General features: G+C 70.0%; 9 protein-coding genes. 7 read left to right on the top strand and 2 right to left on the bottom strand.

Annotated features, from left to right (window positions below; translation table 11 throughout):
- Positions 1-64 precede the first annotated feature (64 nt).
- The 5 genes from BKK81_RS15125 (at position 65) to BKK81_RS15105 (ending at position 6,808) form a co-directional block, all read left to right on the top strand.
- A complete protein-coding gene (locus BKK81_RS15125; RefSeq protein WP_071014489.1) occupies positions 65-2,056 on the top strand; it encodes a DNA topoisomerase IV subunit B in 1,992 nt (663 codons plus the stop codon).
- A gap of 46 nt (positions 2,057-2,102) precedes the next feature.
- Entirely contained in the window at positions 2,103-2,918 is an 816-nt protein-coding gene (locus tag BKK81_RS15120; RefSeq protein WP_071014488.1) for a lytic transglycosylase domain-containing protein, read from the top strand.
- Between the two features lie 84 nt (positions 2,919-3,002).
- Positions 3,003-5,342 carry a DNA topoisomerase IV subunit A gene (gene parC, locus BKK81_RS15115; RefSeq protein WP_071014485.1) on the top strand — a complete coding sequence of 780 codons (2,340 nt, stop codon included), beginning with the start codon at positions 3,003-3,005 and terminating at the stop codon, positions 5,340-5,342.
- A gap of 303 nt (positions 5,343-5,645) precedes the next feature.
- A complete protein-coding gene (locus tag BKK81_RS15110; protein WP_071014483.1) occupies positions 5,646-6,281 on the top strand; it encodes a chromate transporter in 636 nt (211 codons plus the stop codon).
- Positions 6,278-6,808, top strand: coding sequence for a chromate transporter (locus BKK81_RS15105; RefSeq protein WP_071014480.1), 531 nt, complete (start codon positions 6,278-6,280; stop codon positions 6,806-6,808). Before BKK81_RS15110 ends, BKK81_RS15105 begins: the two co-directional genes overlap by 4 nt.
- Before the next feature lie 29 nt (positions 6,809-6,837).
- Here the strand turns inward: BKK81_RS15105 and BKK81_RS15100 are convergent, their stop codons facing one another.
- The gene (locus BKK81_RS15100; RefSeq protein WP_071014478.1) at positions 6,838-7,743 is read right to left on the bottom strand and encodes a LysR substrate-binding domain-containing protein; all 906 of its coding nucleotides are present in this window, start codon (positions 7,741-7,743) and stop codon (positions 6,838-6,840) included.
- A 113-nt stretch (positions 7,744-7,856) separates the two neighbouring features.
- Between BKK81_RS15100 and BKK81_RS15095 the strand changes: the two genes are divergently transcribed.
- Complete coding sequence (locus BKK81_RS15095) at positions 7,857-9,044, top strand: M20 aminoacylase family protein (protein ID WP_071014475.1); 1,188 nt, start codon at positions 7,857-7,859, stop codon at positions 9,042-9,044.
- A gap of 62 nt (positions 9,045-9,106) precedes the next feature.
- Positions 9,107-10,426, top strand: coding sequence for an MFS transporter (locus BKK81_RS15090; protein WP_071014472.1), 1,320 nt, complete (start codon positions 9,107-9,109; stop codon positions 10,424-10,426).
- 32 nt (positions 10,427-10,458) lie between these two features.
- On the opposite strand, the gene BKK81_RS15085 is transcribed toward BKK81_RS15090, so the two are convergent.
- Positions 10,459-12,291 (bottom strand): ABC transporter ATP-binding protein, encoded by a 1,833-nt coding sequence (locus BKK81_RS15085; RefSeq protein ID WP_071014470.1) that lies wholly within the window; start codon positions 12,289-12,291, stop codon positions 10,459-10,461.
- Between the last annotated feature and the right edge of the window lie 132 nt (positions 12,292-12,423).

The following is a 12,423-nucleotide window of genomic DNA, read 5'->3' as shown; positions in this document are numbered from 1 at the left end:
TTCCGGCGCGCGCCCGGTGCGCAAGGCGCCCGCCCGGCCGGTACTCCAATTTCGTAGCGACTCCATGGCGAGCAAAACCAGTCAGTACAGCGAATCCTCCATCCGGGTCCTGAAGGGCCTGGAGCCGGTCAAGCAGCGGCCGGGCATGTACACGCGCACCGATAACCCCCTGCATATCGTGCAGGAGGTGATCGACAACGCGTCCGACGAAGCCCTGGGCGGCTTCGGCTCCGAGATCCTGGTCACCCTGCACAAGGACGGCAGCGTCAGCGTGGAGGACGATGGCCGCGGCATTCCGGTCGGCATCCACCCCGAGGAAGGCGTGCCGGTGGTCGAGATCGTGTTCACCCGGCTGCATGCCGGCGGCAAGTTCGACAAGGGCAAGGGCGGTGCCTATGCCTTCTCGGGCGGCCTGCACGGCGTGGGCGTGTCGGTCACCAACGCGCTGTCGACGCGCCTGGACGTGGGCGTCTGGCGCGACGGCATGGCCTCGGCGCTGACCTTCTCCGGCGGCGATGTCACCACGCCTCTGTCCTCGCGCAAGCTCGAGCGCGGCGAAAAGAAGAACGGTACGCGCGTGCAGGTGTGGCCGGATCCCAAGTACTTCGATTCCGCCGCCATCCCGCTGGCGGAACTGCAGCGCCTGCTGCGCAGCAAGGCCGTGCTGTTGCCGGGCGTCAAGGTCACGCTGGTGACCGAGAAGAGCGGTGAGAGCCAGACCTGGCAGTACGATCAGGGCCTCAAGGGCTACCTGGTCGAGGCGCTGGCGCAAGGCAGCGGCGCTGAACTGGTGATCCCGATGTTCGAGGGCGAGCATTTCGCCGATCCCGAGGCCAACAACGGCGAGGAGGGCTTCGCCGAGGGCGAGGGCGCCTCGTGGGTGGTGGCCTGGACCGAGGAAGGCTCGCCGGTGCGCGAGTCCTACGTCAACCTGATTCCGACCCCGGCCGGCGGCACCCATGAATCGGGGCTGCGCGAGGGGCTGTTCCAGGCGGTCAAGAGCTTCATCGAGATGCACGCGCTACAGCCCAAGGGCGTCAAGCTGATGAGCGAAGACGTGTTCGCGCGCGCCTCCTTCGTGCTGTCGGCCAAGGTGCTCGACCCGCAGTTCCAGGGCCAGATCAAGGAGCGCCTGAACAGCCGCGACGCGGTGCGCCTGGTCTCCACCTTCAGCCGCCCGGCGTTGGAGCTGTGGCTGAACCAGCATGTGGAGTACGGCAAGAAGCTGGCCGAGCTGGTGATCCGCCAGGCGCAGGCGCGCACGCGCGCGGCGCAGAAGGTAGAGAAGAAGAAGGGCTCCGGCGTGGCCGTGCTGCCCGGCAAGCTGACCGACTGCGAATCGACCGACACCGAGCGCAATGAACTGTTCCTGGTCGAGGGCGATTCCGCCGGCGGCTCGGCCAAGATGGGGCGCGACAAGGAATTCCAGGCCATCCTGCCGCTGCGCGGCAAGGTGCTCAACACCTGGGAGACCGAGCGCGACCGCCTCTTCGCCAACAATGAAGTGCATGACATCGCGGTGGCGATCGGCGTGGACCCGCACGGCCCGGACGACGAGCCCGACCTGACCAACCTGCGCTACGGCAAGATCTGCATCCTGTCGGACGCGGACGTCGACGGCGCGCACATCCAGGTGCTGCTGCTGACGCTGTTCTTCCGCCATTTCCCGCGCCTGATCGAGCGCGGCAACGTGTGCGTGGCGCGCCCGCCGCTGTATCGCGTCGACGCACCGGCGCGCGGCAAGAAGCCGGCGCAGAAGCTCTACGCGCTGGACGAAGGCGAGCTCGAAGCGATCCAGGACAAGCTGCGCAAGGACGGCGTCAAGGACGGCGCCTGGCAGATCTCGCGCTTCAAGGGCCTGGGCGAGATGAGCGCGGAGCAATTGTGGGAGACCACCATGAATCCGGATACGCGCCGCCTGCTGCCGGTGTCGCTGGGCGGCTTCGGCCAGGCCGAGACCGTCGGTGTGATGAACATGCTGATGGGCAAGGGCGAGGCCGCGCAGCGCCGCAACTGGCTGGAAGAGCGCGGCAATGAAGTGGTGGCGGACATCTGAGGACGAGGCAGGCGAGATGGCGGCAAGTCGGCGAGTGACGGGGCGGATGGCGAGGGCAGGGCGCGCGGCGGTGAGCGCGGCCCTGCTGCTTGCCGGGCTCGGCTGCGCCGGCGCCGCCCACGCCGAGTTGTACGGCTATGTCGACGATGACGGCGTGGCCCACTTCGCCGACCGCAAGCTCGACGCGCGCTATCAGCTCTTCCTGCGCGGCGGCGGTTCGCTCAACGCGCCGGGGCTGGCGCGCCCGGGCGCGCGCGCGGGCCGGGATGCCGGCACGGGCGGCGGTGCGGGCGCGGCCGGCGCCATCGACATCGAGAACCACAAGCTTTACCGCTACGTCATCAACCATCCCAATATTGCCGTGGTCGAGCCCATGATCCGGCAGATCGCGCAGCGGCAGAACGTCGATCCGGCGCTGGTCAAGGCGGTGATGGCGGTGGAGTCCGGCTTCAACCCGCAGGCAGTGTCGCCCAAAGGCGCGATCGGCCTGATGCAGGTGATTCCGGACACCGGCGCGCGCTTCGGCGTGGCGGCCGACGCCAAGCGCACCGTCGAGCAGAAGCTGGCCGATCCGCGTACCAATATCGCGGCCGGCGTGCGCTACCTGAGCTGGCTGATGCAGATGTTCCCCAATAACCTGGAACTGGTGCTGGCGGCCTACAACGCCGGCGAAGGCGCCGTGCAGCGCTACAACAACCAGATCCCGCCCTTCCCCGAGACGCAGCAGTACGTCAGCACGGTGCTGCAGTTCTACCGCATTTACCGGCCCGAAGGCCCGCTGCCGCGCGCGCTGGGCGGTGTCGGCCGCGCCGGCGTGACGCGCGTCAAGATGGTGATCGGCGGCCAGGACGAATTGCCTTGAACGGCGCCGGGGCGAGGCGCCCGCACCCATGCAACCCGGCGCGCGCGCGGATGACTGCGTCGCGCGCCGATTTCCTGTGAATCCATGGATCAACAAGACATCTCCTTCCAAGCGGACGAACCGGCCGACGCGCTGACGCTGGCGCACTACGCCGAGCGTGCCTACCTGGACTACGCCATCAGCGTGGTCAAGGGACGTGCGCTGCCCGAGGTGGCCGATGGCCAGAAGCCGGTGCAGCGCCGCATCCTCTTCGCGATGCACGAGATGGGCCTGCGCGCCGACGCCAAGCCGGTCAAGTCGGCCCGCGTGGTGGGCGACGTGCTGGGCAAGTACCACCCGCACGGCGACCAGTCTGCCTATGACGCGCTGGTGCGCCTGGCGCAGGACTTCTCGCTGCGCTACCCGCTGATCGACGGCCAGGGCAACTTCGGCTCGCGCGACGGCGACGGCGCGGCGGCGATGCGCTACACCGAAGCGCGCCTGACGCCGATCTCCCGCCTGCTGCTGGACGAGCTCGACCAGGGCACGGTCGATTTCGCGCCGAACTACGACGGCTCGATGGAGGAGCCCCGGCTGCTGCCCGCGCGCCTGCCCTTCGTGCTGCTCAACGGCGCCTCGGGCATCGCGGTCGGCATGGCCACCGAGATCCCGCCGCACAACCTGCGCGAAGTGGCGCACGCCAGCGTGGCGATGATCCGCAACCCGGACATCTCGCTGGCCGAGCTGCTGGCGCTGATGCCGGGGCCGGACTACCCGGGCGGCGGCCAGATCATCTCGCCGGCGGCCGATATCGCGCAGATCTATGAAAGCGGTCGGGGCAGCCTGAAGGTGCGCGCGCGCTGGACCGTCGAAGAGATGGCGCGCGGGCAGTGGCAGCTGGTGGTGACCGAGCTGCCGCCGGCGACGTCGGCGCAGAAGGTGCTGGAGGAGATCGAGGAGATCACCAATCCGAAGGTGCGCGCCGGCAAGAAGTCGTTGACGCCCGAGCAGCTCCAGCTCAAGCAGACCCTGCTGGCGGTGCTGGACGCCGTGCGCGACGAATCCGGCAAGGATGCGCCGGTCCGGCTGGTGTTCGAGCCCAAGAGCAAGAACATCGACCAGCAGGAATTCGCGCAGACGCTGCTGGCCCACACCAGCCTGGAGTCGGGCGCGCCGATCAACCTCGTCATGATCGGCACCGACGGGCGGCCGCGCCAGAAGGGCCTGCGCGACATCCTGCGCGAATGGATCGCCTTCCGCTTCGAGACCGTGACGCGGCGCACGCGCCACCGCCTGGGCAAGGTCGAGGACCGCATCCACATCCTGGAAGGCCGGATGCTGGTGCTGCTCAACATCGACGAGGTGATCCGCATCATCCGCGAGAGCGATGAGCCCAAGCCGGCGCTGATGCAGGCCTTCGGCCTGTCCGAGCGCCAGGCCGAGGACATCCTCGAGATCCGGCTGCGCCAGCTGGCGCGGCTGGAGGCCATCCGCATCGAGCAGGAACTGAAGGACCTGCGCGAGGAGCGCGGTGACCTCGACGTCCTGCTGAAGTCCGAAACGATGATGCGCCGGCGCATCATCAAGGAGATCGAGGCCGATGCCAAGCAGTACAGCCCGGAAGACAAGGATCCGCGCCGCACGCTGATCCAGGAAGAGCGCCGCGCCGCCGCCGAGGTGCGCGTGGTCGACGAACCGGTCACGGTGGTGGTATCGCAGAAGGGCTGGGTGCGCACGCGCCAGGGGCACGGCCACGATGCGCAGCAGTTCACCTTCAAGGCGGGCGACGCGCTGTACGGCACCTTCGAGTGCCGCACCATCGATGCGCTGCTGGCCTTCGGCAGCAACGGCCGCGTCTATTCGGTGGCCGTGTCCGGCCTGCCGGGCGGGCGCGGCGACGGCGTGCCGCTGACCACGCTGATCGACCTGCAGCCGGGCACGCAGATCGCCCACACCTTCGCCGGCGCGGCCGAGCAGCGCATGCTGATCGCCACGCGCAGCGGCAACGGCTTCCAGACCAAGGTGGCGGACATGATCGGCCGCAACAAGGGTGGCAAGGCCTTCCTGACGGTGGATGAGGGCGACGTGCCGCTGCCGCCCGCTCCGCTGGGCGACGAGGCGACCCATGCCGCCTGCCTGTCGGCCAACGGGCGCCTGCTGCTGGTGGCGCTGGACGAGATCAAGGTGCTGGCCGCCGGTGGCCGCGGCGTGATCCTGATGGAACTGGAGCCCAAGGAGGCGCTGTTGCAGGCGATCGCCGTGGGCGCGCCGGGCCTGGTGCTGTCCGGCACCGGCCGGGGTGGCAAGCCGAGCAGCCAGAAGCTGGCCGGACAGGCGCTGCTGCCCTACGTGGGCAAGCGCGCCCGCAAGGGCCGCGCGCTCGAGTCCCGGCTCAAGGAGCCGCGCATCGATCCGGTGCGGCCGGTGGCACCCGGCGGCAACTGAGGCGCGATGATGGTGGCCTGCCTGGCCCCGGCGGTATGACCGCATGGCCAGGAACGATGGCCTCCGAAACGGCCCCGCGCAGCGCGCGGGGCTTTTTTTACGCCATGCGCCGGCCTGTCCCGGCCTGTCCCGACCTGTCCCTTTCGCGCAGGCGCCGCCGCGCCGGCCGGCGCACAATGCGCACGGGGCCGTGGCGGGGGCCGCGCCGCATGCCGTCCTTGCGCCTTCGGGTCCCCCGCGTTCCACCTTTCCGGCGTTCCCGTCTTTCCGTCTTTCCTTCTTTCAGCCCGACCGTTCGATCCGATGCCCCCGTCAGAGCCCATCGACCCCAACCTCGCCCCCCCGCCCACGCCGCGGCGCCTGTTCATCGAATTCGCGCGCATGGGCTTGTCCGGATTCGGCGGCGTGCTGCCCTTCGTGCGGCGCGCCGTGGTGGAGCGCAACCGCTGGCTGGACGACCGCCAGTTCATCGAGCTGCTGAGCATGGGCCAGGTGCTGCCGGGACCCAATGTCATCAATGTCGCGCTGATGCTGGGGCTGCGCTTCGCCGGCCTGCGCGGCGCGTTGTCGGCCTTCGCCGGGCTGGTGCTGGTGCCAATGGTGGTGGTGCTGTCGGCCATGCTGCTCTACGAGCACTATCGCGACGTGGCGGCCGTACAGCACATGCTGGCCGGCATGACCGCCGTGTCGGCGGGCCTGGTGCTGGCCACCGGCATCAAGCTGGCGCAGAGCCTGCCGCCTTCGCTGCGCGGCCTGCTGGTCGGCGCCGCCGCCTTCGTCGCCATCGGCCTGCTGCGCTGGCCGCTGGTGCCGGTGATGGCCGTGCTGGTGCCGCTCGGGCTGCTGCTCGAATGGCATGCCGAGGGACGGGCGCTGCGCGCCGCACTGGCGGACGCCCCGGAGCGGGCCGAGGGCAGGACAGAGGGGCCGCAGCCATGAGCCAGGACAATGTGATCGGCAGCTTCTTCGCCCATTTCCTGCTGCTGTCCTTCCTGTCCATCGGCGGGGCCGGCACCACCATCCCGGACATGCACCGCTTCCTGGTCGAGTCGCACGGCTGGATGAGCGACGCGCAGTTCTCCGCCATGTATGCGATCTCGCAGGCTTCGCCCGGCCCCAATGTGCTGTTCGTCGCCCTGTTCGGCTGGCAGATCGCCGGGCTGGCCGGCGCCATTGCCGGCATGGTCGCCATCTGCGGGCCATCCAGCGTGATTGCGCTGGCCTTCGAGTATTTCGCCGGACGTTCGCCGCAGGCGCGCTGGCCCGGCCTGGTGCGGCGCGGCCTGGCGGCATTGACCATCGGCCTGCTGGGCTCCACCGGCTGGGTGCTGGCGGCGAGCGTCGACCACCGCTGGACGGGGGCCGCCGTCACCCTGGCCACCATCGCGCTGATGCTGAAGACGCGGGTGCATCCGCTGGTGCTGGTGGCGCTGGGCGCGGGAGCGGGCCTGCTCGGCCTGGTCTGAGGCCGCCCTGCCTGCCGGGCGGGCGGGGCTCAGCTGGCCTCGGCGCCCTGGGCGGCCGAGGCGCGGATGCAGTGCAGGAAGTAGTCGGCCGGACCGGTGGGAATGGCACCCTCGCGCACCAGCAGCGCCAGGTGCAGGTCGGGCGGGTTCTCCGGCAGCGCCAGCGCCTGCAGGCGGGCACTGGTCACGCTGGCCTGCAGGGTGGCGCGCGACAGCGGCACCACCGCATCGGTTTCCAGCAGCAGGGTGGAGAACAGCAGGTTCGAAGTGCAGCGGGTGACGCGCCGCGGCGGTGCCAGGCCGTGGCGTGCGAACAGGTCCGCCAGGTAGCGCGGGTAGTCGTCGCCGGCATCGGCGTGCAGCCATTCCGCATCCTGCAACGCCGCCAGCGAGGTGCAGCCCGCCAGCGGACTGGTGCGGCGGATGGCGAAGGTGGTGGGAAAGACGAACAGTTCGGTGCAGGTGACGAAGGCTTCGTCGGGCGTGGCCTGGAAGGCGGCCAGGGCGAAGTCGAGCCGGCCGTTGCGCAGGTTCTCCAGCAGCCGCGCATGGTCGAACTCGAGGAAATCGACCGCCACCTCGGGCATCGCGCGGCGGAAGCGGGTGAACGCCTGCGGCATCACGGCCAGTCCGGCCAGCGGCGTCACGCCGATCTGCAGCCGCCCTTCGCGCGCGCCGCGCAGCCCTGCCAGGTCCTGCTCGGCGCGCTCCAGCTCGCTGACGATCAGGCGCGCCCGCGCCAGCAGCCGCTGGCCTTCCGCGGTCAGCGTCACCCCCCAGGAATTGCGCGCCAGCAGCGCCACGCCGGCGTCGGCCTCGAGCTCGCGCATGGCCTTGGTGATGGCCGGCTGGCTGACGCAAAGCGCACGCGCCGCCGCATTGATGCTGCCTTCGTCGGCGATGGCGACCAGGGCGCGCAGATGGTGGTGCTTCATAGGGGCTAGGGAAAGCCCGGATAACCGGGAGTTATGGCTATCAATATTTGTGCTTAGTCAGGCCGCGGCTGGCATCCTAGGATGGCGGATCCGTTCCCATCGAGGTAATCCGCATGTCGACCCAGCCCGCCATTATTCCCGAGATCCATGCCAGCCAGGCGGATTTCGTCGCGATCCGCCGCCAGATCCACGCCCATCCGGAACTGGGCTTCGAGGAAGAGCGCACCAGCAAGCTGGTGGCCGCCAAGCTGCGGGAGTGGGGCTATGACGTGACCGAAGGCATCGGCGGCACCGGCGTGGTGGGCCAGCTCAAGGTGGGCAGCGGCACGCGCCGGCTCGGCATCCGCGCCGACATGGATGCGCTGCCGATCCAGGAGACCACCGGCTTGCCGTACGCCAGCGCCGTGCCGGGCAAGATGCACGCCTGCGGCCACGACGGCCACACCGCCATCCTGCTGGCGGCCGCGCACTACCTGGCGCGCACGCGCCGCTTCGATGGCACCCTCAACCTGATCTTTCAGCCGGCCGAGGAAGGCCTGGGCGGCGCCCCCCGCATGATGGAAGACGGCCTGTTCGAGCGCTTTCCCTGCGACGCCGTCTACGCGCTGCACAACGGTCCCGGCGTGCCGGTCGGCCACTTCGTGCTGCGCGAAGGCGTGATGGCGGCCTCCTCCGATTCGGTCACGGTGACGCTGACCGGCAAGGGCACGCACGGCGCCATGCCGAGCTTCGGGCGCGACCCCATCGTGGCGGCGGCGGCCATCGTGATGGCGCTGCAGACCATCGTGGCGCGCAATATCCCGGCCACCGAGGCGGGCGTGATCAGCGTCGGCGCGCTGCATGCCGGCAAGGCCCACAACGTGATCCCCGACAGCGCGCAGATCCTGCTGACGGTGCGCGCGCAGGACCGCGAGGTGCGCGATACGCTGGAGCAGCGCCTGCGCGAGGTGGTGGAGCTGCAGGCCAAGAGCTTCGGCGTGGCGGCGCAGATCGATTACCAGCACATCTCACGCGTGCTGATGAACGCGCCCGAGCAGACCCGCTTCGCGCGCAGCGTGATCGAGGAACTGGTGGGGGCGGAACGGATCGTCGAGCCGCCCAAGGGCATGATGGGCAGCGAGGACTTCTCCTGGATGCTGGAGCGCGTGCCGGGCTGCTACGTGGTGCTGGGCAACGGTACCGATTCGCATGGCGGCTGCATGGTGCACAACCCCGGCTACGACTTCAATGACGAGGCGCTGGCGCTGGGCGCTTCGCTGTGGGCGCGGCTGACCGAGCGCTACCTGGTGGCTGGCGCCTGAGCGGCGCCAGCCGGCGCGGACGGACAACGACAAGAACGACAGGCAAAGAGAAGGAGACAATCATGCAGGAAGGTCTGGAGGCGGCCGCGATCGGGGCCGGCAAGGCGCAGGGCGCGGCAGCGCGGCCGGCGTCGCAGCGAGCCATGCAACGGCGCGCCGTGGTGGCGGCTTCGCTGGGCAATGCGCTGGAATGGTTCGACTTCACCGTGTTCAGCTTCTTCGCGGTGCTGATCGGCAAGCTGTTCTTCCCGGTGGAGGGCGAGTATGGTTCGCTGCTGCTGTCGCTGGCCACCTTCGGCATCGGCTTCGTGATGCGGCCGCTCGGCAGCGTGGTGATCGGCAACTATGCTGATCGCGCCGGGCGCAAGCCGGCGCTGACGCTGACCATCGGCCTGATGGCACTGGGCACGGCCATCATCGGCCTGGCCCCCACCTACGCCCAGATCGGCATCGCGGCACCGCTGCTGATCTTGGCGGGCCGCCTGCTGCAGGGCTTCTCGGCCGGCGGCGAGGTCGGCGCGGCGACCAGCTTCCTGATGGAGTCGGGCACGCGCGCCAACCGCGGCTTCATGGTGAGCTGGCAGATGGCGGGGCAGGGCGCTTCGGCGCTGGCCGGCGCGCTGTGCGGCGCCTTGCTGACGCGCGGCCTGGCACCTGAGGCTCTCGAGTCCTGGGGCTGGCGCGTGCCCTTCCTGCTGGGGCTGATGATCGGCCCGGTGGGCTTCTACATCCGGCGCCACCTCGACGAGACCCACAGCGACCACGCGCGCGAGCGCAGCGCCTTCGCCGAGGTGCTGCGCGGGCACGGCCGCGCGCTGCTGCTCGGCACGCTGCTGATCCTGGGGGGCACCGCCAGCATGTACGTGGTGGTGTTCTACATGCCGTCCTACCTGGTCAAGATGGCCCACATGCCGCCGGCGACCTCGCTGCTGGCGGGCTGCGCCGCCGGTGCCACGCTGCTGGTGCTGTCGCCGCTGGCGGGCTGGCTGGCCGACCGCCTGCCGCGCCGCAAGCCGCTGCTGCTGGCGGTCAGCCTCCTGTCCCTGCTGGTGGTATGGCCGGCCTTCTCCGCGGTGCAGGGCCAGCCTTCGCTGGCCACCGTGCTGGCGGTGGTGGTGGGGCTGGTGGCGCTGCTGTCGACCAGCAGCCCGGCGGGCTTCCTGCTGATCATGGAGTCCTTCCCGCGCAAGGTGCGCGCCACCGGCCTGGCCATCGTCTACGCCAGCGGCGTGACGCTGTTCGGCGGCTTCGCGCAGTTCATCGTCACCTGGCTGCTCAAGCTGAGCGGCGATCCGATGGCGCCGGCCTGGTACATGCTGGGCTGTTCGGCGGTCAGCTTCGCCGCCTTGCTGGCCTTCCGCGAGCAGGCTGCAGCCGACTGAGCGCGGCCGGGCCGGCGCGCGGCGCGGCACGCTCATTCGACGCCGACGAAGCCGCCGGTCTGGTGTGCCCACAGGCGGGCGTAGAGCCCGTCGCGCGCCAGCAGCTCGGCATGGGTGCCGCTCTCGACGATACGGCCCCGGTCCAGCACCACCAGCCGGTCCATGCGGGCGATGGTGGACAGCCGGTGGGCGATGGCGATCACGGTCTTGCCGCGCATCAGGGTCTCCAGGCTTTCCTGGATGGCCGCCTCCACTTCGGAGTCGAGTGCCGAGGTAGCCTCGTCCAGGATCAGGATGGGCGCGTCCTTCAGCAGCACGCGCGCGATGGCGATGCGCTGGCGCTGGCCGCCCGACAGCTTGACGCCGCGCTCGCCCACCAGCGCATCCATGCCGCTGCGGCCGTGGCCGTCGACCAGTTGCGGGATGAACTGGTCGGCATGCGCCAGGCGCACCGCGCGCACCAGTTCCTCCTCGCTGGCCCCGGGCCGGCCGTACAGCAGGTTGTCGCGGATCGAACGGTGCAGCAGCGAGGTGTCCTGCGTGACCACGCCGACCTGGGCGCGCAGGCTTTCCTGCGCCACCGTGGCGACGTCCTGGCCGTCCACCAGGATGCGTCCGCCCTCCACGTCGTAGAGGCGCAGCAGCAGGTTGACCAGCGTCGACTTGCCGGCGCCCGACGGGCCGACCAGGCCGATCTTCTCGCCCGGGCGCACGGTCAGGTCCAGCTCGTCGATCACGCCGCCGCCCTTGCCGTACTGGAAGCGGACCTGCTCGAAGCGGACCTCGCCGCGCGGCACCTGCAACGGCGGCGCGCCGGGCCGGTCGAGTACCTGGCGGGGTGCCGAGATGGTCTGCATGCCGTCCTGCACCTGGCCCACGTTCTCGAAGATGCCATTGACGACCCACATGATCCAGCCCGACATATTGTTGATGCGGATCACCAGGCCGGTGGTCAGCGCGATGGTGCCGACGGTGATGCTGCCCTCGTTCCACAGCCACAGCGCGAGGCCGGTGGTGCCGGCGATCAGCGCACCGTTCATGGCGGTGACGGTGGTGTCCATGGCGCTGACCATGCGGCCGGCCAGCCGGGTCTTGTCGACCTGGTCTGCCATTGCCTCGCGCGCATAGGCTTCCTCGTGCCGGCTGTGCGCGAACAGCTTGAGCGTGGCGATATTGGTGTAGCCGTCGACGATGCGGCCCATCAGGCGCGAGCGCGCCGCGGTCGCCGCCACCGAGCGCGCCTTCACGCGCGGCACGAACCAGGCCAGCGCCGCCACATAGCCGGCGATCCACAGCAGCAGCGGCACCATCAGGCGCCAGTCGGCGCTGGCGAACAGCACCAGCGCTCCGGCGGCGTAGATCAGCACGTGCCAGATGGCATCCACCGCCTGCACGGCGGAGTCGCGCAGCGAGAAGCCGGTCTGCATGATGCGCTGGGCGATGCGGCCGGCGAAGTCGTTCTGGAAGAAGGACAGGCTCTGGCGCAGCACGTAGCGGTGGTTCTGCCAGCGCACCAGGTTGGACAGGCTGGGGTTGACCACCTGGTGTACCAGTATGTCGTGCAGGCCGAAGAAGAGCGGGCGCAGCAGCAGGGAAACCACGGCCATCCACAGCAGCTCGGTGCGGTGGCGCGCGAAGAAGTCCGGCCCGGGGCCCTCCCTGGCCATGTCGACCAGGCGGCCGAGGAAGTCGAACAGTGCCACCTCGATCAGCGCGCCGGCCAGCCCTACCGCCAGCAGCAGCGCGAACACGCCGCGCACTTCGCGCAGGAAGTACAGGTAGAAGCGCCAGACCTCGCCCGGGGGGCGCTGGTCGGGCATGGCGCGGAAGGGATCGATCAGTCTTTCCAGGCGACGTATCAGCATAGGGGATCCTGGCTTGGCCCGGTGCCGGGTGGCGGCCCCGACTGTGGACACGGTGTCGGGGCGGGTGGCGCGCTGCCTGTGGCGTGGCGGCCGTACTGCCGGAGGGCGGGCGCAGCGCCGGGGTCCGGCGCG

Source organism: Cupriavidus sp. USMAHM13 (assembly GCF_001854285.1).
GTDB classification, from domain to species: Bacteria; Pseudomonadota; Gammaproteobacteria; order Burkholderiales; family Burkholderiaceae; genus Cupriavidus; species Cupriavidus malaysiensis.
Note: the sequence above shows the minus strand (reverse complement) of the source record. Positions and strands in the feature narration are given on the sequence as shown.